The 21,935-nt window shown below is 64.0% G+C and carries 20 protein-coding genes; 15 read left to right on the top strand and 5 right to left on the bottom strand.

Translation table 11 applies throughout. The features are described from left to right. Positions 1 to 28: 28 nt before the first annotated feature. Positions 29 to 541, bottom strand: coding sequence for a c-type cytochrome (locus D8Z78_RS14010; RefSeq protein ID WP_121630895.1), 513 nt, complete (start codon positions 539 to 541; stop codon positions 29 to 31). 127 nt (positions 542 to 668) lie between these two features. On the opposite strand from D8Z78_RS14010, the gene D8Z78_RS14005 reads away from it, so the two are divergent. Then, entirely contained in the window at positions 669 to 1,502 is an 834-nt protein-coding gene (locus D8Z78_RS14005) for a prephenate dehydratase (RefSeq protein ID WP_121630894.1), read from the top strand. A gap of 160 nt (positions 1,503 to 1,662) precedes the next feature. On the opposite strand, the gene D8Z78_RS14000 is transcribed toward D8Z78_RS14005, so the two are convergent. Continuing rightward, positions 1,663 to 2,127: a methylated-DNA--[protein]-cysteine S-methyltransferase gene (locus D8Z78_RS14000; protein WP_121630893.1), complete on the bottom strand. Its 465-nt coding sequence runs from the start codon at positions 2,125 to 2,127 to the stop codon at positions 1,663 to 1,665. Between the two features lie 217 nt (positions 2,128 to 2,344). Between D8Z78_RS14000 and D8Z78_RS13995 the strand changes: the two genes are divergently transcribed. Next, entirely contained in the window at positions 2,345 to 3,292 is a 948-nt protein-coding gene (locus D8Z78_RS13995; RefSeq protein ID WP_121630892.1) for an NAD(P)-dependent oxidoreductase, read from the top strand. Between the two features lie 228 nt (positions 3,293 to 3,520). Further along, a complete protein-coding gene (locus tag D8Z78_RS13990; protein ID WP_240672125.1) occupies positions 3,521 to 3,988 on the top strand; it encodes a hypothetical protein in 468 nt (155 codons plus the stop codon). Positions 3,989 to 4,046: 58 nt separating this feature from the next. Here D8Z78_RS13990 and D8Z78_RS13985 read toward each other — a convergent pair whose 3' ends face one another. Genes D8Z78_RS13985 through D8Z78_RS13975 form a run of 3 tightly spaced genes read right to left on the bottom strand, consistent with a single transcriptional unit; the run spans position 4,047 to position 6,724 of the window. Continuing rightward, a complete protein-coding gene (locus D8Z78_RS13985) occupies positions 4,047 to 4,742 on the bottom strand; it encodes a TadE/TadG family type IV pilus assembly protein (protein WP_121630890.1) in 696 nt (231 codons plus the stop codon). Positions 4,743 to 4,754: 12 nt separating this feature from the next. Then, the gene (locus tag D8Z78_RS13980; RefSeq protein WP_121630889.1) at positions 4,755 to 5,297 is read right to left on the bottom strand and encodes a TadE/TadG family type IV pilus assembly protein; all 543 of its coding nucleotides are present in this window, start codon (positions 5,295 to 5,297) and stop codon (positions 4,755 to 4,757) included. After that, positions 5,294 to 6,724, bottom strand: a complete 1,431-nt coding sequence (locus tag D8Z78_RS13975; protein WP_240672124.1) for a TadE/TadG family type IV pilus assembly protein — start codon at positions 6,722 to 6,724, stop codon at positions 5,294 to 5,296. Before D8Z78_RS13975 ends, D8Z78_RS13980 begins: the two co-directional genes overlap by 4 nt. Positions 6,725 to 7,078: 354 nt before the next feature. Here D8Z78_RS13975 and D8Z78_RS13970 point away from each other — a divergent pair, with 354 nt between their 5' ends. From D8Z78_RS13970 to dnaG, 12 genes are all read left to right on the top strand, one after another. Next, entirely contained in the window at positions 7,079 to 8,515 is a 1,437-nt protein-coding gene (locus D8Z78_RS13970; RefSeq protein ID WP_121630887.1) for a Glu/Leu/Phe/Val family dehydrogenase, read from the top strand. 175 nt (positions 8,516 to 8,690) lie between these two features. Continuing rightward, positions 8,691 to 10,568: a TadE/TadG family type IV pilus assembly protein gene (locus D8Z78_RS13965; RefSeq protein ID WP_121630886.1), complete on the top strand. Its 1,878-nt coding sequence runs from the start codon at positions 8,691 to 8,693 to the stop codon at positions 10,566 to 10,568. Positions 10,569 to 10,760: 192 nt separating this feature from the next. Continuing rightward, positions 10,761 to 12,692 carry a TadE/TadG family type IV pilus assembly protein gene (locus tag D8Z78_RS13960; protein ID WP_121630885.1) on the top strand — a complete coding sequence of 644 codons (1,932 nt, stop codon included), beginning with the start codon at positions 10,761 to 10,763 and terminating at the stop codon, positions 12,690 to 12,692. After that, positions 12,689 to 13,225 carry a TadE/TadG family type IV pilus assembly protein gene (locus D8Z78_RS13955; RefSeq protein ID WP_121630884.1) on the top strand — a complete coding sequence of 179 codons (537 nt, stop codon included), beginning with the start codon at positions 12,689 to 12,691 and terminating at the stop codon, positions 13,223 to 13,225. The genes D8Z78_RS13960 and D8Z78_RS13955 overlap by 4 nt, the downstream gene beginning before the upstream one ends. Before the next feature lie 3 nt (positions 13,226 to 13,228). After that, a complete protein-coding gene (locus tag D8Z78_RS13950) occupies positions 13,229 to 13,792 on the top strand; it encodes a TadE/TadG family type IV pilus assembly protein (protein WP_164932968.1) in 564 nt (187 codons plus the stop codon). 102 nt (positions 13,793 to 13,894) lie between these two features. Continuing rightward, the gene (locus tag D8Z78_RS13945; RefSeq protein ID WP_121630883.1) at positions 13,895 to 15,148 is read left to right on the top strand and encodes a sarcosine oxidase subunit beta family protein; all 1,254 of its coding nucleotides are present in this window, start codon (positions 13,895 to 13,897) and stop codon (positions 15,146 to 15,148) included. 12 nt (positions 15,149 to 15,160) lie between these two features. Beyond that, positions 15,161 to 15,664, top strand: coding sequence for a hypothetical protein (locus D8Z78_RS13940; RefSeq protein ID WP_121630882.1), 504 nt, complete (start codon positions 15,161 to 15,163; stop codon positions 15,662 to 15,664). A gap of 7 nt (positions 15,665 to 15,671) precedes the next feature. Beyond that, positions 15,672 to 15,938, top strand: a complete 267-nt coding sequence (locus D8Z78_RS13935) for a sarcosine oxidase subunit delta (protein ID WP_121630881.1) — start codon at positions 15,672 to 15,674, stop codon at positions 15,936 to 15,938. Next, positions 15,928 to 18,858 carry a sarcosine oxidase subunit alpha family protein gene (locus D8Z78_RS13930; RefSeq protein WP_121630880.1) on the top strand — a complete coding sequence of 977 codons (2,931 nt, stop codon included), beginning with the start codon at positions 15,928 to 15,930 and terminating at the stop codon, positions 18,856 to 18,858. Before D8Z78_RS13935 ends, D8Z78_RS13930 begins: the two co-directional genes overlap by 11 nt. Beyond that, positions 18,851 to 19,402, top strand: coding sequence for a sarcosine oxidase subunit gamma (locus D8Z78_RS13925; protein WP_121630879.1), 552 nt, complete (start codon positions 18,851 to 18,853; stop codon positions 19,400 to 19,402). Before D8Z78_RS13930 ends, D8Z78_RS13925 begins: the two co-directional genes overlap by 8 nt. Before the next feature lie 30 nt (positions 19,403 to 19,432). Then, complete coding sequence (locus tag D8Z78_RS13920) at positions 19,433 to 19,702, top strand: hypothetical protein (protein WP_121630878.1); 270 nt, start codon at positions 19,433 to 19,435, stop codon at positions 19,700 to 19,702. A 180-nt stretch (positions 19,703 to 19,882) separates the two neighbouring features. Then, the gene (gene dnaG / locus D8Z78_RS13915; protein WP_121630877.1) at positions 19,883 to 21,850 is read left to right on the top strand and encodes a DNA primase; all 1,968 of its coding nucleotides are present in this window, start codon (positions 19,883 to 19,885) and stop codon (positions 21,848 to 21,850) included. Positions 21,851 to 21,935: the final 85 nt, after the last annotated feature.

Here is a 21,935-nt window from a genome sequence, read left to right as displayed (position 1 = left end):
GGCCTTCGCGCAACGTCATGCGATGTGATCAGTTGGTGCCCTGAAGGTAGGCGATCAGGTTCGCGCGATCCTCGGGCTTGCGCAGACCGGCAAAGGACATGGTGGTGCCCGGAGCGGTGCCCTTGGGGTTTTCGAGGAAGGCGTTCAGGTTCTCGGGCGACCAGACATCGCCGACCTGCTGCAGGTTGCCGGAATAGCCGAACCCGTCCACCGCACCGATGGCGCGATCGACGACACCGTTCAGGTGCGGGCCGGTCTTGTCGGTGCCATCGACGGCGTGGCAGGCGCGGCACTTGCCGAACACCTTCTCGCCGGCGCCCGCATCGGCCGATGCCAGCAGGGTGGCGAAATCGACTTCTTCTTCGGCTTCGGCCGGGCCATCGCCCTCACCGGTGTCGATCACATAGGCTGCAGCGTGATCGTCCCCGTGGCCGCCACCGACGTGGTACATCGACTCGGCAGCCCATTTGCCCAGCATAAAGATCAGAAGCGCGCCGCAGACGCCGCCCACGACCTTGGTTAGTGTCATCGTGTCAAACATGAGGTGCCCTGTTCGTGAGAAAGCCTTGGTTTCCGCGCGTATCTATTGGTTCCCTTCGCGTCTGGCAAGGTGTAGAAGCCGCGACCAAACGCCCGCCCATGCGCGGGTCCATCGGAAAGTCGGACAGATGAGCAAGCGGATCGCGTTTCAGGGCGAATTGGGCGCCTATTCCCATCAGGCCTGCGTGGATGCACGCCCCGAGATGGATGTCCTGCCCTGCAAATCCTTCGAGGACGTGATCGGCGCGGTACGGCAGGGCGCGGCGGATCTTGCGATGCTGCCGGTCGAGAACACCACCTATGGACGGGTGGCGGACATCCACCGGCTGCTGCCCGAGTCGGGCCTGCGGATCATCGACGAGGCTTTCGTGCGCGTGCACATCTCGATGATGGCCTTGCCCGGCGTGCAGATCGAAGAGCTGAAGAAAGTCCGGGCGCATCCGGTGCTGCTGCCGCAGGCGGCCACGTTCCTGTCGCAATACGGGATCGCGGGCGAGGCTTGGGCCGACAGCGCGGGCGCGGCACAGGAACTGGCCGAAACGCAGTCGCGCGACATCGGGGTGCTGGCATCGGATCTGGCGGCCGAGATCTACGGGCTGCACTTGCTGGCACGACATATCGAGGACCATGCGCATAACACGACGCGGTTCCTGATCATGGGCAAGGATGGCGACCTGTCCCGCCGGGGCGAGCATGGCATGATCACCACCTTCGTCTTTCAGGTCCGCAACATTCCCGCCGCGCTGTACAAGGCGATGGGCGGGTTCGCGACGAATGGTGTCAACATGACCAAGCTGGAAAGCTACATGGTCGGCGGGTCCTTTACCGCGACGCAGTTCTACGCGGACATTGAAGGCCATCCGGAGGACCCGGGTGTGCAGCGCGCGCTCGAGGAGCTGGATTACTTCACCGACATGCTGGAAATCCTCGGCGTCTATCCCCGTGACCCACGCCGGGATTGATCCAAAGGGGCGGCTTCGCCGCGCAGGTCGTCTCGCACGGCGCTGCGCTTGTGCTCGGGTTTGGCGCCCGGCGCGGCTGTGGCGCCCGGAGGCGGCGTCTGCGCCTAGCATGTCTGTCTGATGCCTCCGGCGGGGGTATTTGTGAAGAGAAGAACCCCGGTCAGATCAGCAGGCTGGCGGCGCCTTCGTGTTTGAGCAACTGGATCTTGGTTTCCAGCCCCGTGCCGCCGGAGAAGCCGCCGAGGCCGTTGCGTGCGAGGATCCGGTGGCAGGGGATGATCAGCGCGATGGGATTGCGGCCGCAGGCCTGTCCAATGGCTTGGGCAGGTTTGCCCAGCGACCGGGCGAGGTCGCCATAGGTCCGGGTCTCGCCGAAGGGGATGGCCAGCATCCGCTCGCAAACGGCGCGCAGGATCGGTCGGTCGGGCAGGGCGAGCGGCAGGTCGAAGCGCGTCAGCTGGCCGTCGAAATAGGCATGCACCTGCTCCGTGGCCTCGCGCAGCAGGGGGCTGTCGTCTTGGGCCGGGTGCGTGCTCCAGGTGACGGCGGTGATGTCATCATCTGTGGCCGAGATCGTCAGAGGGCCGGTTGGTGTCGCAATCGTCCGCTTCAGGATGCGTCGCATGGGCCTCGTCCGGTTCGGGGGGTGGGGCGCGCCCGGGTCCGAGGCGGGGGTGCACCGGGCGGTGCCTGCATCGGCTTCGTCGGGGCGGCAGGCGGATTGGCGGGCTTTGGCATGCCGCGAGACTATGTGCGCGGGCCCTTCGCGTCCATGGCGATGTCGCAAACGGGCTGGACGGGAACCTATTGGGCGGCAAGGGTGGCGCAAAAGGGAGGAACACATGGCCACAGGGTTTATCGGATTGGGGGCCGTCGGCGGCAAGCTGGCGGGAAATTTGCTGAAGAATGGCGAGGCGCTGGAGGTCTTTGATCTGGAGGTGGCGCGGGTGGCCGAGTTCGCGGCGATGGGCGCCAAGGCCGGGCAATCGGCGGCGCAGGTGATGCGGGATTGCCCGGTGGTGATCACGTCGCTTCCGTCGCCCGCGGCCAGCCAGGCGGTGATGGAGGAGATGCTGCCCGAGATGGGGCCGGGAAAGATCTGGATCGAGATGTCGACCACGGACCCCGACCTTGTGGTGGAGCAGGCGGCGCGCGTGGCCGCGACCGGCGCGCTGATGGTCGAGGCGCCGGTCTCGGGCGGGTGCCATCGGGCGGCGACGGGCAACATCTCGGTCTTTGCGGGTTGCGACCGGGCGGCCTTCGAAACCGTGCTGCCGCTGCTGACGATCCTCGGGCGCAAGGTGCTGCATACGGGGGAGGTCGGGACCGCGTCGAAGCTGAAGGTGATGACCAACTACCTTGCGACCGTGAACCTGTTGAGCCTGTGCGAGGCGTTGACGACCATGGCGGCGGCGGGGTTGGACCTTGCGACCACCTACGAGGCGATCCGGATCAGCTCGGGCACCTCTTTCGTGCATGAGACCGAAAGCCAGCTGATCCTGTCGGGCAATCGCGACGTGGATTTCACCATGGACCTTGTCTTGAAGGATATCGGGCTGTTCCAGGCGCTGGCCGAGACGCATGGCGTGCCATTGGAGATCAGCCCGCAGATCATCGCGATGATGCGGGACGGGCAGGCGCGGTATGGCGCGCGGGCGCAATCGGATCGGATGATCGAACGGCTGGAAGAGGCGACCGGGCTGGATGTCACGGCGCCCGGCTTTCCGACGGAGCTTGTGGATGACGAGCCGCCGGGTCGCGGCGCAGAGATCGTGGTGCGGCGCGGATAGGCTGGCGCGTATTTTGCGTGCAGCGGGCCTTGATTGTGCCCGGGTCGGCGTCCGAAACGTCGGCCCGGTCGGTTTCGGGGCGTGATGCCGCGTGCAGGATCGCCAACCATCGGCGCACAGAAGTGCGCGCCGGGGAAACCTCGTGATGCGCCCGTGACCGCGTGACAGGGCGGCTGGCAGGGCTTAGGGAGGGGGAGACATCAACGGCGAGGGAGCAGGATGGATCAGATGGAATTGCGGGCCACGGCGCCGCGACGGGTCATCGGGGTGACGGCGATGACCGGGCTTGGCGGGCTGATGCTGTATGTCGGACTGGCGACGCCGACCGCGGTCGGCTGGACGGTGGTCCTGTCGGTGCTGGGCATTGCCGCGCTTTGGGGCGCGCAGGTCATGTGGCAGGCCACGAGCCATGCGCTGATCCTGACCGACGAGGCGCTGGTCGACAGCGACGGCACGGTGGTGGCGGCGCTCGACAATATCGCCAAGGTCGACCGGTCGCCCTTTGCGATGAAGCCGTCGAACGGCTTCCTGCTGATCCTCAAGGAGCCCGGGGCGAGGGTCTGGCGGCCCGGCCTTTGGTGGCGGTGGGGGCGGCGCGTTGCCATCGGCGGCGTCACCGCCAGCGCGCATAGCAAGCCCATGGCGGACATGATCGCGATGAAACTGGCTGGCGGGCCGGACCAGATGCAATTGTAAAAAACCGGCCGCGTGGCAGTCGCGGCCGGTTTCGGGGCTGGGGCGCCGGGGGTCGAGATCAGGCGCCCTTGCCTTTCTTGGACGGTTCGATGTTGGTCTGGCCGTCATCGTTCAGGCAGTCGGTGGCGTTCTCTGCGTTGTTGTTGCACAGCGAGTCGCCCGGCGCGTCCTGATCGCCATTGCCCCAGCCGTTGTTCTGTCCCGGATCGTAGAACAGGACCTGCGGCGCATAGCGGGGACGGGTGAAGCTGTACGAGTAGATGTCGAAATCGTTCAGACCGACTTGCAGGGCGGGATGATATTCCTCCCAGGTCTCGACGATGATCAGCTCTTCGAGATGGCTGGCGACGGGCAGGTGCGGTGCGGTGTCCTTGACGTCTCCGCTGCTCATCGCCGCCATGTTGCCGCGAGCCTCGGACCAGCGCAGGTTCCAGCGTTTCTTGTTCGCGTCGTAACGCACGACGGTGATCCGCAGGTCGCTGGTGCCGTCAAAGGTCCGGGTCAGCACGTTGCTCAGCCGGAAGGCATTGTCGATATAGGGGTCATCGACCGGGTCCGTCTCGCGAGAGATCATGTCGCCGATGACGTAGTTCGCCTTTTGGTTGACGCTTTGCTGGCGGAAGGCATCGAAATAGACCCAGCCGACGCCGAACAGCCAGAGAAGGGCGGGCAGCACGATGGCCGCTTCGATGGTGACATAGCCGCGCTGGTCTTCGCGGAAGGCCCGCAGCGAGGTCAGGAAGGAAGTGAACATGGTCCCGTCTCCTCAGGTCGGCTCGTGCACGAAGGCACTGGTTGAAACGATCGCGGTGTAGCCCTCGTCATCCTTGCCGAGGCTGCCGCCGACCATCCCGGCCGGGGTCACCGGCTTGAACTTGTAGCAGGCGCGGATCAGCATCATTTCGTGGGCGCCACCATGCTGGAAGTTCCGCATCGGGGTGACTTCGCCTTCGAGCAGCGAGGTATCGGTGCAATCCGCATTCAACGGCGGGTCGACCCAGTCGCGCATGTCCAGCTTGATCATTTCGAGTTGCAGGCGGGCCATGCATTCGGCCAAGGCGGGCGAGCGGTCGCAGATGCCCTGCTTGATGATTTCGCTCGAGGCGCCAGCGCCGCTGATCCGCATGTCCCGCACCGTCCGGTCCAGCGCGCGTTCCAGCACGGTGTGGCGGATGGTGATGGTGCCGATCTCGACCGAAGAGACGATCAAGGCCAGAAAGACCGGGGTCCAGAGGGCGAAGGGAACAACCATCGACCCTTCTTCGCTGCGGCGGAAGGCGCGCAGGGGGTTCTTGAAAACGCGGGTCATTGGGTGAGCCTCAGCTGGTTGATGGTGCGTGCGATGGAGTAGAAGGCCTCTTCGATGGCCTGTCCTTCGACGCGGAAGAAATGGGCGGGCGAGGAGGCGCATTTGGCCATGACACCGGCGCTGTAATCCGTCACTTCGAAGCCGATCGACCAGATCACCACGCCTTGGTCCTTGGCGGCGGTGCAGATGTTGTCCATCAGCATGTCACCGGTCGCGGCGCTGTATTTCTGTTGATAGAAATAACCCCAATTGGCCGAATGCACGTTGCGCGTCAGGTAGTACCACATGTTGTAGCGCGCCCAGAGCGCGATCTCGGAGTTGGAATTGTAGGCCCAATCCTGAATGCGCATCGAGTTCGAGTTCTGACCGTCGGTCATCAGCACGATGGTCTTGATCGTGGTGTCGTCCTCGTAGGCGGTGGGGCGGTCGCGGAAGGCGTTGTCGACCTTGTTCCGCGCGGCCAGCGCGCCGGTGATGTCGGCCGTGCCCGGATCGAGCAGCGCCGCCCCCCATTTCAGCCCGAGGAAGATCGACGTGCCGGCGCGCGGCTGCATCGCGTTGATCTGCGCCTTCAGCGCGGTCACGTCCTGGCTGAACGGGGTGATCCGTTCATAGCTGAACTGCGGGCAGATCGTGTCGTCGCGGTCGTTGGCACCGAAATAGTTCCACTGGTAGTGCTGCACCTGCTGATAGGTGATGTCGCGGTTCAGGACGGGGCTGTCGAATTCCTCGTCGGGCATTTCAACGCAGTGCGAATAGCCGTGCCGCCAATTCACATCGAGGTAGTCGGTCAGGTCTGGCCCCGGATTGACATGTTCCGAATAGGGCACCAGCGAGATCGAGATGCGATCCTTGTTGTCCTCGGTCAGCAGCAGGTCAAAGAACTGGTTGGCCGCGCTGCGCAACTGCTGCATCTTGTTGTTGTCGGCCATCGAACCCGAGATATCGAGCACCAGCGACACTTCGATGTTGTTGGCACCTTCCTCGGCGCGGGCGCGGCCGGCTACGTCGAGCGTATCCATCCCGAGCAGCCGGGTGAAGTTCGACGCGACCGAGGCGCCGCCTTCGGCGGTGACGCGCTTGGCGTTCAGCAGGTTGGCGCTTTCGTCCTGGACGTCGATCAGCGTGTCCGTCATGTCCATGGCGCGGAAATAGTCGTTGACCACGAAGGTCGGGTCGAGCCCGTTTTCCAGATCGGCAGCAGCCAGCACGGCCCGGTCGAGCGTGTTCTGGATCTTGGTCCGCTTGAGTTCCGCATGGATCATATCGATCCCGACACCACCAAAAACCATCATCATGAGGGCACCGGTCAGCGCCAGATAGGACATGTTTCCGGACTGATCCGCCCAGAACCGACCCAGCCAACCACCGGTGACCGAACACGCAGCGGGGCGGGGCGTGGATTGCTTGAGCAGCTTGTTTTTCATTTTGTCAGACATCCCGTTACCTTTCGTCCGGTTTCCCGGCGCAAAGCCCACGTTGCTTGAATTGCGATGCCTATTTTATGCCGTCTCAAGATGGCCAAATTGGGGCGCGTGCTGCGCGCAATTTTAGGAAAATCCCAATATACACAGGACATTCCGGGTGCCACGACCGCCTCTGTTTCCGCCTCAAATACAATGCCGAAATGCGGCAGGAAAAAAGTGCCTGTCCCTTATGCAATTTCGGATCAGATTCGGCTAAGGTGGCGTCAAGACGGCGATAACCTGCTTTTTATCGGTCCCGCGTCCCGGCGTGAACCCGTCCAAAAGCATAACCGCGCATCCAAAGGGAGGAATGCCATGTCCGAAGGGCCTAGAAACGAACCCACCTTTCGCGAGTCCGTCGACCTGATGTATAACCGGGCGGTCGCCCTGATGGACCTGCCGCCGGGGCTCGAGGAAAAGATCCGGGTGTGCAATGCCACCTATACGGTGCGCTTCGGTGTGCGCCTGCGCGGGCAGATCCAGACCTTCACCGGCTATCGCTCGGTGCATTCCGAACATATGGAGCCGGTCAAGGGCGGCATCCGCTTCGCCACCGCCGTCAATCAGGACGAGGTCGAGGCGCTCGCGGCGCTGATGACCTATAAATGCGCGCTGGTCGAGGCGCCCTTTGGCGGGTCCAAGGGCGGGCTGTGCATCGACCCCACGCAATATGACGAACACGAGATGGAGCAGATCACCCGCCGCTTTGCCTATGAGCTGATCAAGCGCGACCTGATCCATCCCAGCCAGAACGTGCCTGCGCCCGACATGGGCACGGGTGAACGCGAGATGGCGTGGATTTCCGACCAGTACCAGCGGATGAACACCACCGACATCAACGCGCGCGCCTGCGTGACGGGCAAGCCCTTGAACGCGGGGGGCATCTCTGGCCGGGTCGAGGCGACGGGGCGGGGCGTGCAATACGCGCTGCAGGAATTCTTTCGCCACCCCGAGGATGTCGCCGCGGCGCATCTCGATGGCTCGCTCGACGGCAAGCGGGTGATCGTGCAGGGCCTTGGGAACGTGGGCTACCACGCGGCGCTGTTCCTGTCCGAAGAGGACGGGGCGAAGATCACCGGCATCATCGAGCGCGACGGGGCCTTGTTCAATCCCGACGGTCTGAATGTCGGCGCGGTGCGCGACTGGATCGTCAAGCATGGCGGGATCACCGGCTTTCCCGATGCCAACCATGTCGAAGACGGCGCAAAGGTGCTGGAACAGGACTGCGACATCCTGATCCCCGCCGCGCTGGAAGGGGTCATCAACCTCTCGAACGCGCACAAGATCAAGGCGCGGCTGATCATCGAGGCGGCGAACGGCCCGGTGACGGCAGGGGCGGACGATATCCTTCGGTCCAAGGGCACGGTGATCATCCCCGACATGTATGCCAATGCGGGCGGCGTGACCGTGTCCTATTTCGAATGGGTCAAGAACCTGTCCCATATCCGCTTTGGCCGGATGCAGCGCCGTCAGGAAGAGGCGCGGCACCAGCTGGTGGTCGACGAGCTGGAACGGCTGTCCTCGGACAAGGGGCTGGGCTGGACCCTGTCGCCGGGCTTCAAGGAAAAGTACCTGCGCGGCGCGGACGAGCTGGAACTTGTGCGCTCGGGGCTCGATGACACGATGCGGATCGCCTACCAGTCGATGCGGCAGGTCTGGCATGGGCGCGACGATGTCACCGACCTGCGCACCGCCGCCTATATCGTGGCCATCGACCGCGTCGCCAAAAGCTATCGCGCCAAGGGGCTGTGACGCGCGGGCCCGGTCGATAGGGTCCAGCCAATACCGTGCGTAGTTAAGAAAAATCTGCGGCTTAGGCCTTGCTTTGGCCGCATTTTCGAACCGAGACGAGGCCGAATCTTACCCGATCCTTACCCGAACAAACGCGATACGGGGGCATCGCGACAATGATCGGGAGAACACCCCCATGCGTGTCGTACACCAGACCGCCCGCCGCTTTTCCGCCTCTGACGAGGGCAACCTGACGGTATTCTCGGCGCTGATGATCGTGCTGATCCTGACCATCGCCGGGGCCGCCGTGGACATCATGCGATCTGAAGCGGTGCGGGCGCGGATGCAGTCGACCATGGACCGCGCCGTTCTGGCCGCCGCCGACCTTGACCAGCAGCAGGACCCCGAAACGGTGGTGCGCGATTACGTGGCCAAGCTCGGCGTGGCGAACGCGCTGACCAATGTCTCTGTCGCGGCGGGCGAGAATGACCGCGTCGTCAGCGCCGATGGCGCGGTGCACCTGAACACCATCTTCATGCGCCTCGCCGGGGTCAGCCAGTTGCATCCGGTGGCGCAATCCACCGCCGAGGAACGCATTGCCAATGTCGAGGTCTCGCTGGTGCTGGATATCTCCGGCTCGATGCGCTGGAACCAGCGGATGGAGCGGATGAAGCCCGCCGCCCAAGCCTTTGTCGACAAGGTGCTGACCGACAAGAGCAAGGGCATCACCACGCTCAACGTCATCCCCTTTGCGGGGCAGGTGAACCCGGGCGACGTGATGTTCGACTATTTCCGCGGCGAACGTCCCAAGATCAAGCATGACAACAATGGCTGGGGCAATGGCGATCAGGACGCGCCGGGCGGCTCGCTGTGCAACAACGGTGCCGAGAACGAGGTCGAGGGCTCGCTGGACCCAAGCTGCACCGCTGGCGCGCTGGCCTATGACCCGATGAACAACGGCTATTTTCCGCCTTGGCCGCAGGCGATTTCAAACGTCGTGCTGTATTTCGACACCGATGGCGACGACATCTTTGATCGCGCCCACAAGATCGAGAGCTTCCCCGAGGACGCGCCGCGCGATTTCGACGACCTGATGCAGGGCGCCGCCGCCTATGTCGCGCAGTTCGACCCGAACATCACCGACACGACCCAGATTCTGGGCGTCTCGATCAAGGGCGGGCAGGAAAAGACCCAGTATTTCACCATTCGCGGCAACTACAACGGCACAGGCAACGATCTGGGCCCGACCAAGAACCAAGGCAAGATCCCGGGAATGACGCTGAACTACACGCAGGTCAACTACGACTACTGGGCGCAGTTCTACACCGAGCCGCTCGAACTGGCGGATGAGCCCCGGATCAACATGCCGTCCTCCTGCGTCGAAATCTATGACGAGGAGTTCGCCGACACCGCCATGCCGCTTTATGACGATTACGTCCCGCACTTCATGTATTGGGACATCGCCGAAGAGGTCATGGATTGGGGCTGGTGCCCCGAGGATGACACCGCCATCCAGTATTATTCCGACGATGCCGCCGCGCTGAAGGACTTCATCGGCAACATCCGGATGCATGACGGCACCGGCATCCAATACGGCATGAAATACGCGCTGGCCCTGCTGGACCCGAACACGGCCGATGCGGTCAGCCATCTGGTCGATGCCGGTCTGGTCGCGCCGGAATACCGTGGCCGTCCGCTGGCTTGGGAGGACCCCGAGACCGAAAAATACGTGGTCATCATGACCGACGGCAAGATCACCGACCAGCACCGCCCCATCGATCCGCGCGACCCCGAGAATGGCGTGACCGAGCTGCAATTCCGCGACGGCGCGGACCGGAGCATCCTGTCGAGCCAATCCAACAACGTCGCCAACCTGTTCGCGCAATGCGATCTGGCGCGGCAGCGGGGGGTCGTGGTGTTCACCATCGCCTTCGAGACCGACCAGAGCGCCGCCGACGACATGCGCGCCTGTGCGTCGTCCGACAGCCACTTCTTCCGCGTGGAGGGCGAAGAGATCGTCGAGGCCTTCGACACGATTGCCCGCCAGATCAACAACCTGAGGCTCATCCAATGAACCGGGTTGGTCTTGCAAGATCCGAGGCGCCGACACGTCCCTCAACCTATTGGTGCATGTCGAGCGAACACATTCAATCCTACAAATGGAACCAGATTGTGCCGAAACGCGCCCCAATCGTGTCTCAATCGTTAACTATTCCCGTTTTCTGCCGGACCTCGAGTGCCGGGAAGGAAACAGGAAAGACGCCGCATGCCGAAATTTTGCGCGAAAGTCGGGCCGCAGAACGCGTTCCGCACCGAGGACGACGGAAACATCACGATCTTCTCCATCTTCATGCTTGTTCTGATCCTGACGATCGCCGGGGCTTCGGTGGACATCATGCGATTTGAGGCTGTCAGAACCAAACTGCAATCCAGCATGGACCGGGCCGTTCTGGCGGCAGCCGATCTGGACCAGACCGGCGATCCGGAAACCGTGGTCAAGGACTACATGGCGAAATCCGGCCTTGCCGACACCGTGTCACAGGTCGTCACGGCGCGCAGCCTGAACGCCCGAACCGTGGCCGCCGATGCGAATGCCCGGATGAACACCCTGTTTCTCAACATGGCCGGAATGGACACGATGACCGCCCCCGCGCGCAGCGTCGCCGAGGAGAAGATCTCGAATGTCGAGATCTCGCTGGTACTCGATATCTCCGGCTCGATGCGCTTCAACAACCGGATGAACAACCTCAAGCCCGCCGCGCAGGCCTTTGTGAACAAGGTGATGACGGATGAAAGCAACGGGGTGACGACGCTGAACCTCGTGCCCTTCGCGGGGCAGGTGAACCCCGGCGACGTGCTGTTCGACTATTTCCGGGGCGAGCGTCCCAAGATCAAGCATGAGAACAACGGTTGGGGCAATGGCGATCAGGACGCGCCGGGTAACTCGCTGTGCAACAACAACGCCGAAAACGCCGACGAAGGTGCGGCCGATCCGGCTTGCGCCGATGGCAACGCGCCGGTGACCGAACGCGACATGGTCGGGGGCTTCTTTCCGGTTTGGCCCGGCGAGATCGAAAGCGTTGTCTATTACTTCGATTTCGACGGCGACGACATCTATGACGAACGCTACATCCTTGAGGACATCCCCTCTGATGTCAGCGACGCCGACGATTTCCTGATGGGCACCGTCGCCTATATCATCGCCGCCCGCCCCGAACTGGACGACCCGCAAAAGTTCCTTGGCGCCTCGATCAAGGGCAAGGGGGCCAAGACCCAGTATTTCCAGGTCAAAGGGGATGAAAACGGCACCGAGTCCGATATCGGCCCGACCAAGCACAAGGGCAAGATCAAGAGCTGGCAGGAATTCGATTACGACGACATCGCTCAGGATCACTGGGCCCAGTTCTACGTCCATCCGCGCAGCGAGGAGTTGCCCGACAGCGCCGATGACGGGGCCGAGGACAACAAGACCAACACCAACATGAACATGCCGTCCTCCTGCGTGGAAATCTACGACGCGGAATTCTCGACCACCGAAATGCCGACATCCGACGATTATGTCCCGCATTTCAACTACTGGGAGATGGACGAGGCAACCATGGATTGGGGCTGGTGCCCGGGAGAGGACATGGCGGTCCAGTATTACTCCGCCGACCGGCAGGGGCTGGTGGATTTCATCGGCAACATGCGGATGCATGATGGGACCGGCCTGCATTACGGCATGAAATACGGGCTCGCGCTGCTCGACCCGAACAATCAGGACGAGGTCAGCCACCTGATCCAGAACGGGCTGGTCGATGAACGCTTCGAGGGGCGTCCGATCGCGTGGAACGATCCCGAGACCGAGAAATTCATCGTGCTGATGACCGATGGCGGCACCACCGACCAGTACCGCCCGACCAAGCCCAAGGACCCGCGCAACGGCGACACCCCGTTGAAGGATCAGGGCACGGACAGCCACTACACGCTGTCGGCCAAGTCGATCAATGTCTCGAACCTGATCACGCAGTGCGATCTGGCCAAGGCCAACGGCGTCACCGTCTTTACCATCGCCTTCGAGACCAGCGGCTCCGCCGCCACCGACATGCGCGAATGCGCCTCGTCTCCAAGCCATTTCTTTGACGTGCATGGGCTGGAGATCACCGATGCCTTCGATTCCATCGCCCGTCAGATCAACAACCTGAGGCTGATCCAATGATGCACAAGGTTTTCCATCAGTTCCGCCGGTTCCGCCGCAACGAAAACGGCAGCATGACCATCGAGTTCGTCCTGTACTTCACTCTCATGGTCATCCTGCTGGTGACCGGGGTCGAGATCGCCTACCTGAATCTCAGGCACGCCATGCTGGAACGCGGCGTCGACGTGGTGACGCGGGACATCCGCCTCTCGACCGGCGAAATCCCCACCTACGAGCAGGTCCGTGCGCAGATCTGTTCCGAGGCGACGATCCTCGGGGTCTGCGAGGACAACTTGCGGCTGGAAATGGTGCAGGTCGATCCGCGCGCCTTCTCCGCCGTGCCGCCCGACGCAGATTGCATCAATGCCGAAGAAGACCCGCGCCCGGTGCGCAACTTCGTGGCCGGCAAGGACAACGAGCTGATGCTGATCCGCGCCTGCCTGAAATACAAGCCGATCCTGCCCACGACCGGTCTGGGCAAGGCGCTTTACAAGGACGAACAGGGCTATGCCCAGATGGTCGTCACCTCCGCCTTCGTACAGGAGCCGAGATAAGCCATGATCAAGATGCACACTCCCCGCCTGCGCGCCTTTGCCCGGTCCGAAGAGGGCAGCATGTCCATCGAGGCGATCATCTGGATCCCGCTGATCCTGATCGTGCTGGCCGCGACGTTCTCCTTTCACGATGCGTTCCGCTACAAGAGCCTGAACATCAAGGCGGCCTACACGATCTCGGATGCGCTGTCGCGCGAGACCGACCCGATCGACGACGCCTATCTGGACGGCATGGTCGACCTGCTGGAATATCTGACCCGCTCCGCAGGGCCCTATTCGCTGAGGGTGACGCTGGTGAATTACGACGGGTCCGAAGGGGGCGCGGGCTATGTCGCGGAATGGTCGCAGGTGCGTGGGGATTTCATCCCGATGACCACGGCAACCCTTTCGACGCTGGCCGACAAGCTGCCCAACCTGCTGCACAATGAGCGTGTGATCCTTGTCGAGACACAGACCGACTATCAGCCTCCGTTCGAGATCCCGGGGCTGAACGAGGCCGGCCTGTTCTACAATTTCGGCTTCACCCGCCCGCGCTTTGCCCCCAAGATCGTCTGGGCCGGTGCCTGAAAACGACCTCCCGGGTCGGAAAGACGCGGGGGATTTGATCCTTGGGCATTGATACTGTTCCACGAGGCTGGTTCACTGGCCTCGTTTTCGTTTGGAGGGATCATGCGCTTTTCTGGCTGGCGGGTGCTGAAGGAAGGGTTGACCGGCAACAAGGGCTGGCGGCCCCATTGGCGCAACCCGCAACCGAAGGCCGAGTATGATGCGCTGATCATCGGTGGCGGCGGGCATGGTCTGGCGACGGCCTTCTACCTTGCGAAGGAACACGGGCTGACCAAAATCGCGGTGCTGGAGAAGGGCTATCTGGGCGGCGGCAATATCGGCCGCAACACGACCATCGTGCGCGCCAATTACGGTCTGCCGGGCAATTCCGAGTTCTATTCCCATTCGCTGAAGCTGTGGGAGGGCATGGAGCAGGAGCTGAACTTCAACACCATGATGAGCCAGCGCGGCGTGTTGAACCTGTTCCATTCCGACGGCCAGCGCGACGCGGCGGCGCGGCGCGGCAATGCCATGCGCAATCAGGGCGATGATGCCGAGCTGTTGAGCCGCGAACAGGTGCGCGCGCTGGTGCCTTGGCTCGATTTCGACAATACCCGTTTCCCGATCTATGGCGGGCTGTTCCACGGGCGCGGCGGCACCGCGCGGCACGACGCGGTGGCTTGGGGCTATGCGCGCGGGGCGGACAGTCGCGGTGTCGACCTGATCCAGAATTGCGAGGTCACGGGGATCGATATCGAAGACGGCCGCGTGACCGGCGTGCAGACCACGCGCGGCGCGATCAAGGCAAAGAAGGTGGGCATCGTCGTGGCAGGGCGATCAAGCCAGGTGGCGGCGATGGCGGGCATGCGCCTGCCGATCGAAAGCCACGTGTTGCAGGCCTTTGTCACCGAAGGGCTGAAGCCCTGCATCGATCACGTGGTGACATACGGCATGGGGCATTTCTATATCAGCCAGTCCGACAAGGGCGGGCTGGTCTTTGGCGGCGATCTGGATTTCTACGCGTCTTACGCGGCGCGCGGCAACCTGCCCATGCAGGAGCACGTGATGGAGGCCGCGATGACCTTGATGCCGATGATCGGCAAGGCGCGGGTGTTGCGCAGCTGGGGCGGGATCATGGACATGTCGCCCGACGGCTCGCCGATCATCGACAAGACCCATATTGACGGGCTCTACCTGAATTGCGGCTGGTGTTATGGCGGGTTCAAGGCGGTGCCAGGTTCGGGCTTTGCCTTTGCCCATCTGATCGCCACGGACCGGCCGCATGTTTCGGCGGCGCGACTGCGGCTCGACCGGTTCGAGACGGGAAGGGGCCTGATGGATGAGGAAGGCACGGGCGCGCAGCACAACCTGCATTGAGGGTGGAGAGCGATGATTTTGGGTATTTGGAAAGAGAAGAAGCTGCTGGCCGGGGTTCTTGTCCTCATGTCGGGCGCGGCTTCGGCGGCGGATATCCGGCCCGGCTGTTATGAGCGCGTCTATTCGGATGACCATCTGCGCAGCCATCCCGAGCAGGTCGTCTGGCAGATCCGCCTGAAGGTCGGCGACTGGTTTACCGAGGTCTCGCGCGAGGGCAGGCTGGAGGTGATCGCCGCCAACCAAGGCCATGCGCGTCAGAATGACATGATGGGCCGGGTTCTGGTGCAGAGCCTGTATTGCGGGACCGAGGCGCGCGGCGATGTCTGCCGGGCGGACTGCGATGCCGGGCAGTTGGAAGTGACGAAACAGGACAGTGCCGGGCTGACGTTTCGGACGCGTTACCTGATGGCCGGGGAAGGTGGCTGTGGCGGTGGTCTCGATCTGGCAGAGCTTCCGAACCAATGGGTGAGTTACCGTTTGAACCGGGTCTCTGACTCGGTCTGTGCGGGAATGTGAGGGCAATATGAGGATACCCTGTCCGATCTGCGGCACGCGGGACCGGCGCGAGTTCTATTACCAAGGCGCGGCCTCCATGCTGGACCGCCCCGCAGCGGAGGCGCCGTTGGAGGTCTGGCACGACTACCTGCACCTGCGCGACAACCCGGCGGGCGGCACGCGGGACCTGTGGTATCACGCATCGGGCTGCGGATCGTGGCTGGTGGTGGAGCGGGATACCGTGACCCATGAGGTGCTTGGCGCCGCACTTGTGGAGGCCTGCGATGCGGATTGACGGAAAGGGGCGCGTGGATCGCACGCGGCCTGTCACGTACAGCTTCGACGGTGTGACGCGGACCGGGTTGGCGGGGGATACGCTGGCCTCGGCCCTGATGGCCGAGGGCGAGTTGCTGCTGGGGCGCAGCTTCAAGTATCATCGCCCGCGCGGGGTGCTGACCGCCGGGTCCGAGGAACCCAATGCGTTGGTGACCGTGCGCACGGGGGCGCAGGCCGACCCGAACACGCGCGCCACGGTGCAAGAGCTTTACGAGGGTTTGACCGCCGTCAGCCAGAACCGCTGGCCGTCTTTGGACTTCGACCTGCTGGCTGTGAACAACCTCGCCGCGCCGTTTCTGGGCGCGGGCTTCTATTACAAGACCTTCATGTGGCCCAAGGCGTTTTGGGAAAAGCTTTATGAGCCGATGATCCGGCGCGCGGCTGGCCTTGGGGCCTTGTCGGGGGCGCATGATCCGGATCGCTACGAACGGGCCTTTGCGTTTTGCGACGTGCTTGTGATCGGCGGCGGGCCTGCCGGTCTGATGGCGGCCTGGGCTGCTGCCAAGACCGGCGCGGATGTGATCCTGTGCTGCGAAGAGCCCGAGCCCGGTGGGCGTCTGCTGTCGGAGGACGAGCAGATCGAGGGCCGTCCGGCACTGGACTGGGTACAGGAAACGGTTGCCTTGTTGGCGACCCGGGACAATGTGCGGATCATGACCCGGACCACGGTGACGGGGGCCTTTGATCAGGGCACGTATGGCGCGCTGGAACGGGTGGCGGGGCATCTGCCGGAGGCGGACGGGCTGCCGTTGGAATGCTTCTGGCGGATCGCGGCGCGGCGCGCGGTGCTGGCGGCGGGCGCATTGGAGCGGCACGTCGCCTTTCGCGACAATGACCGGCCCGGCGTGATGATGGCGGGCGCGATGCGCGCCTACCTGCATCGCTGGGGCGTGGTGCCGGGGCAGAGCGTGGCGGTGTTTGGCAACAATGACGACGCCCACCGCACAGCGCGTGACATGGCGCACGCGGGCGTTGACGTGGTGGCCCTGATCGACAGCCGCCACGATGCGGAAAACCGTGCGGGCGACGTGCCGTTCTACCCCGGCTGGCAGGTGGCCCGCGCCCATGGCGGCAAGGCCTTGGAAGCGATCACCCTGCGCGCCCCGAACGGGCGGCACGAAAAGCTGGCGGTGCAGGGGCTGGGCGTCTCGGGCGGCTGGAATCCGTCTGTGCATCTGACCTGCCATACCGGCGCGCGGCCGGTCTGGCGCGACGATATCGCGGCTTTCGTGCCGCGCGACGGCGCGGTGCCGGGGCTGAGCGTGGCCGGGGCGGCGCGCGGCACCTTTGACACAAGCGGCTGTCTGCGCGACGGCGCCGAGGCGGGGCTGGAGGCGGCACAGGCACTGGGGTTCTCGGGCGCGCTGCCGCATCTCCCGCAGGCCGATGCCAGCCCTTACCGGCTGCGCCGCCTTTGGGCAGTCGCGGGCAAGGGCCGTGCCTGGCTCGACTTCCAGAACGACGTGACGGTCAAGGATGTGAAACAAGCGGCGGCAGAGAACTATGTCTCGGTCGAGCATATGAAGCGCTACACGACCCAAGGCATGGCGACCGATCAGGGCAAGTCCTCCAACGTGGCGGCGCTGGCCATTCTGGCCGATGCGACCGGGCGCGATATCCCCGAAACCGGCACCACGACCTTCCGCCCGCCCTACAGCCCCGTGGCGATTGCCGCGCTGGGCGCGGGCGCGCAGGGCATGGGCTTTGCGCCGCAGCGGTTCACCACATCGCACAAGGCGAGCGTGGCCATGGGCGCGCCGATGATCGAGGCCGGGCTGTGGTATCGGCCCAGCTATTTCCCCCGCAAGGGCGAGACGCATTGGCGGCACAGTTGCGACCGCGAGGTGACGATGGTGCGCGAAGCGGTGGGCATCTGCGATGTCTCGACGCTGGGCAAGATCGACCTGCAGGGGCGCGACGTGGGCGCATTCCTCGATTTCGTCTACACCAATACGTTTTCGACGCTGAAGCCGGGGCGCGTGCGCTATGGCCTGATGCTGCGCGAGGATGGCCACGTCATGGATGATGGCACCACCGCACGGCTGTCGGACAAGCACTGGGTGATGACCACCACCACCGCTGCGGCGGGCGAGGTGATGCGCCATCTCGACTGGGTGAAACAGGCGTTTTGCCGCGAGATGGACGTGCGCTTCATCTCGGTCACCGAGCAATGGGCGCAGTTTGCCGTGGCCGGTCCGAACTCGCGCGCGTTGCTGAACGGTCTGCTGGATTCGCCTGTGGATGATGAGAGCTTTCCCTTCATGCAATGCGGGCCGGTGACGGTGGGCGGCGTCGAGGCGCGGCTGTTCCGCATCTCGTTCAGCGGCGAGTACGCCTATGAGTTGGCGGTGCCCGCGCGCTATGGGGCGAGCCTGTTCGACCTGCTGGTCGCGCGCGCCGAGGGCATGGGCGGCGGGGCCTACGGGATGGAGGCGCTGAACGTGCTGCGGATCGAGAAGGGCCACATCACCCATTCCGAGATTCATGGCCGGGTGACGGCCTTTGACATCGGATTTGCGCGGATGGTCTCGGGCAAGAAGGACTGCATCGGCAAGGCCTTGGCGGCGCGGCCCGGTCTGAACGAGGATCGCGAGGAACTGGTCGGTCTGCGCCCGGTGAGCGCCGGGCACCTGATCGCGGGCGGGCATCTGTTCGGAGAGGGGGCCGAGCCGGTCAGCGCCAATGATCAGGGTTATGTCACCTCGGTTGGCTATTCGCCGGCGATGGGCTGTGATCTTGGCCTTGGCTTCCTGCGCAATGGCCGGGCGCGGCATGGTGAAAAGCTGCGTCTGGTGGATCACTTGCGCGGCGTGGATATCGTGGTTCAGGTCACCGACCCGGTGGCCTTCGACCCGGAGGGAGGACGGCTGCGTGGTTGAATTGAACGCCCTGAGTGCCTGTGACGGGCTGCTGCCCGTGGAGCATGGCCGGTTGACCCTACGCGAGGAGACTTTGGGCGCGATCACCTCGCTTGCGCCGTTCAAGGGGCAGGGCAAGGCGCTGTCCGCTGCGTTGCAGGCCGCGCATGGGGTAGGCTTCCCCGCGCCGAACCGGATGGAGGTTTCGGGGGATGTTGCCTGCGTCTGGACCGGGCGGGATCAGGCGTTCTTGCTAGGGCCGCAGCCGGATGCAGGGCTTGGGGCCATGGCTGCGGTGACGGACCAAAGCGATGCCTGGGCAGTGGTGCTTTTGAGCGGGGAAGGGGCGGAAGACGTGCTGGCCCGGCTTGTCCCGGTGGACCTGCGCCCGGCGGCCTTTCCGCTGCACGCGGCGGTTCGGACGGAGTTGGGACATATGGCGGTGTCGATCATGCGCATCGAGGCGGGGCTGCGGATCATGGCGTTTCGGTCCATGGCGGCGACCTTGGTGCACGAACTGTCTGACGCGATGGCAGCCGTTGAAGCGCGCAGGCGCCTGTCGTAAAAGCCCGCAAGCGGAATAGGAGTGTCTGCCATGCGTGTCGCCCTTGTTGCCATCTTGGTCGCTTTGCCTGTCTGGGGACAGGCCGCGCCGATGGATTGTGCCGCCCAGGCCGAGTTCGTCATGGGCCTTGTCGAAGGGCGCGCGGCGGGAACCCCGCGCGACGCGGCGGAGGCGTCGGCCACCGAGGCGCTGGATGCCGAGGCCGGGGGGATGTTGGTGGAGTGGATCTACACCTTGCCCGAGGCCCAGCTGACCGAGGAGGTCGGCACCGCATGGAAGACGCAATGCGAGGCGCTTTGACCTGACGGAGCGGCTGCGCCGCGCAGGTTGGTTTGCGTTCGGGCCACGCAGGCCTTGGGGGTTTCACCCCCAAACCCCCGGGGCTTTGCCCCCTGCGCCTGCGGCGCATTCCCCCAAGGTATTTCGGGACCGAAGAAGCTTGGGCTTGGATTCGGGGGCGGTTGGCTGATATTTGGGGGCATGAGTTTGCCTCCCGGATTCTTGGATGAGCTTCGCAACCGCACCAGCCTGACACAGGTGGTGGGGCGCAAGGTCATGTGGGACAATCGCAAGTCCAATCAGGGCAAGGGCGACATGTGGGCGCCGTGCCCGTTTCACCATGAAAAAACGGCGTCCTTTCACGTGGATGACCGGAAGGGCTTTTATCACTGTTTCGGCTGTCAGGCCTCTGGCGATGCGATCAAGTTCGTGCGCGAGACCGAGAATGTCGGCTTCATGGAGGCGATCGAAATCCTTGCCCAAGAGGCCGGGATGGAGGTGCCGAAGCAAGACCCCAAGGCCCAGCAGAAGGCGGACCGGCGCACGCAGCTGGCCGAGGTCATGGAGCAGGCGGTGCAGTTCTTTCGGCTGGAGCTGAAACGCGGCCCTGCCGCCGAGGCGCGGGCTTACCTTGCGAAGCGGGGTTTGGGGCAGGGGGCGCTGGACCGGTTCGAGATCGGATTTGCCCCGCCCGGATGGGAGAACCTGCGCGAGCATCTGGTGCAGAAGGGCGTGGACCCCGAGTTGATGCTGGCCTGTGGGCTGGTCAAGAAGTCCGACAAGGGGCGGGCGCCGTATGACGTTTTCCGCAACCGGATCATGTTTCCCATCCGTGATGCGCGGGGGCGGGCGATTGCCTTTGGCGGGCGGGCGATGGACCCGGACGATAACGCCAAGTATTTGAATTCGCCCGAAACAGAGCTGTTCGACAAGTCGCGCAACCTTTACAACATGCGCGAGGCGCGGGCGGCATCCGGCAAGGGGCAGCGGCTGATCGTGGCCGAGGGCTATATGGATGTGATCGCGCTGAGCGAGGCGGGGTTTCCGGCCTCGGTCGCGCCGCTGGGCACCGCCGTGACCGAGCCGCAGATGCAGTTGATGTGGCGGATGAGCGACGAGCCGGTGATCGCTCTGGATGGCGACAAGGCCGGCCTGCGCGCGGCCTACCGCGTGATCGATCTTGCCCTGCCGTTGCTGGAGGCGGGCAAGGGTTTGCGGTTCGCGATCATGCCGGAGGGCAAGGACCCGGATGACCTGCTGCGCGCCGAAGGGCCCGAAGCGGTGGCCAAGGTGCTGGACGAGGCGATCCCGATGGTGGCGCTGCTTTGGCGGCAAGAAACCGAGGGCCGCGTCTTTGACAGCCCCGAACGCAAGGCGGCGCTGGATAAGCAGTTGCGCGCCCGGATCGCGCGCATTGCCGACCCGTTTCTGCGCCGCCATTACGGAGACGAAATCAAGGAGTTGCGCTATCAGCTCTTCCGTCCGCAGCGCGGCGGCTTTCAGGGCGGATACCAGAAGGGCGGGTTCCAGAAAGGACCGCGCCGCGACTGGAAGGCGCCGCCGCCGCCCACCGCCACGGCCAAAGCCTCGCTCTTGGCATCGGGGGACGAGACCGCCGAGGAACGCCTGCGCGAGGCGGTGATCCTTGCGGCACTGGTCACCTGTCCCGAGGTCGCGGTCGAATTCGACGAGCAACTCGACAGCATGCGCTGTCGCGATCCCGATCATGCGGCCTTGCGCGACGTCATCCTGCGGGCGATCGGCCGCGAAAGTGACCTGCGCGATATGGCCGAGGGGGCAATCGGGCCGGAAGCTCTTGAAATGCTGCTCTCGGCGCGCCATGTGGCTGTCGTGCCCTGTATCCGCAATCCCGGCAATGCCGCGCAGACCCGCCTGACCGTGGCCGAGGAATTCGCCAAGCTGGAGGCGCATCTGGGCTGGCAGGCCGAATTGACAGAGGCCACCGAGGATATGGAGGATCTGGCCGACGAGGCACTGACATGGCGTCTGGCGGAGGCCGCCAAGGCCCGCGCGCAAGCCGGGCGATTGAAGGATGAGGACGACGCGGAATACGTGATCGGCGCCAACGGGGCGCAAGTCGACCGCGCCGAGAAGAACGCGCTTGATTCGCTGCTGTCACAGATTCGCTTCGATAAAGGGCAGGGCTGAACCGGCCCGATGTGACATTTTGGTGAGGAATGCGTAAAGAAATAAGGGTAGACGGGTGTGCGAATCATCTGAGCGCGCTATTGAT

The sequence above is a fragment of the Tropicibacter alexandrii genome, from assembly GCF_003667315.2.
Classification (GTDB): Bacteria; Pseudomonadota; Alphaproteobacteria; order Rhodobacterales; family Rhodobacteraceae; genus Tropicibacter; species Tropicibacter alexandrii.
This window is presented reverse-complemented; position numbering and strand designations above follow the sequence as displayed.

Excerpts from the sequence above, each read along its gene's own strand:
- D8Z78_RS13930 (WP_121630880.1), top strand. The coding sequence starts at position 15,928 with ATGCGGATTGACGGAAAGGGGCGCGTGGATCGCACGCGGCCTGTCACG.
- D8Z78_RS13980 (WP_121630889.1), bottom strand. The coding sequence starts at position 5,297 with ATGACCCGCGTTTTCAAGAACCCCCTGCGCGCCTTCCGCCGCAGCGAA.
- D8Z78_RS13945 (WP_121630883.1), top strand. The coding sequence starts at position 13,895 with ATGCGCTTTTCTGGCTGGCGGGTGCTGAAGGAAGGGTTGACCGGCAAC.
- D8Z78_RS14000 (WP_121630893.1), bottom strand. The coding sequence starts at position 2,127 with ATGCGACGCATCCTGAAGCGGACGATTGCGACACCAACCGGCCCTCTG.
- D8Z78_RS13960 (WP_121630885.1), top strand. The coding sequence starts at position 10,761 with ATGCCGAAATTTTGCGCGAAAGTCGGGCCGCAGAACGCGTTCCGCACC.
- D8Z78_RS13950 (WP_164932968.1), top strand. The coding sequence starts at position 13,229 with ATGATCAAGATGCACACTCCCCGCCTGCGCGCCTTTGCCCGGTCCGAA.
- dnaG (WP_121630877.1), top strand. The coding sequence starts at position 19,883 with ATGAGTTTGCCTCCCGGATTCTTGGATGAGCTTCGCAACCGCACCAGC.
- D8Z78_RS13995 (WP_121630892.1), top strand. The coding sequence starts at position 2,345 with ATGGCCACAGGGTTTATCGGATTGGGGGCCGTCGGCGGCAAGCTGGCG.
- D8Z78_RS13970 (WP_121630887.1), top strand. The coding sequence starts at position 7,079 with ATGTCCGAAGGGCCTAGAAACGAACCCACCTTTCGCGAGTCCGTCGAC.
- D8Z78_RS13955 (WP_121630884.1), top strand. The coding sequence starts at position 12,689 with ATGATGCACAAGGTTTTCCATCAGTTCCGCCGGTTCCGCCGCAACGAA.
- D8Z78_RS13985 (WP_121630890.1), bottom strand. The coding sequence starts at position 4,742 with ATGTTCACTTCCTTCCTGACCTCGCTGCGGGCCTTCCGCGAAGACCAG.
- D8Z78_RS13920 (WP_121630878.1), top strand. The coding sequence starts at position 19,433 with ATGCGTGTCGCCCTTGTTGCCATCTTGGTCGCTTTGCCTGTCTGGGGA.
- D8Z78_RS14010 (WP_121630895.1), bottom strand. The coding sequence starts at position 541 with ATGTTTGACACGATGACACTAACCAAGGTCGTGGGCGGCGTCTGCGGC.
- D8Z78_RS13935 (WP_121630881.1), top strand. The coding sequence starts at position 15,672 with ATGAGGATACCCTGTCCGATCTGCGGCACGCGGGACCGGCGCGAGTTC.
- D8Z78_RS13965 (WP_121630886.1), top strand. The coding sequence starts at position 8,691 with ATGCGTGTCGTACACCAGACCGCCCGCCGCTTTTCCGCCTCTGACGAG.
- D8Z78_RS13990 (WP_240672125.1), top strand. The coding sequence starts at position 3,521 with ATGGAATTGCGGGCCACGGCGCCGCGACGGGTCATCGGGGTGACGGCG.
- D8Z78_RS13975 (WP_240672124.1), bottom strand. The coding sequence starts at position 6,724 with ATGAAAAACAAGCTGCTCAAGCAATCCACGCCCCGCCCCGCTGCGTGT.
- D8Z78_RS14005 (WP_121630894.1), top strand. The coding sequence starts at position 669 with ATGAGCAAGCGGATCGCGTTTCAGGGCGAATTGGGCGCCTATTCCCAT.
- D8Z78_RS13940 (WP_121630882.1), top strand. The coding sequence starts at position 15,161 with ATGATTTTGGGTATTTGGAAAGAGAAGAAGCTGCTGGCCGGGGTTCTT.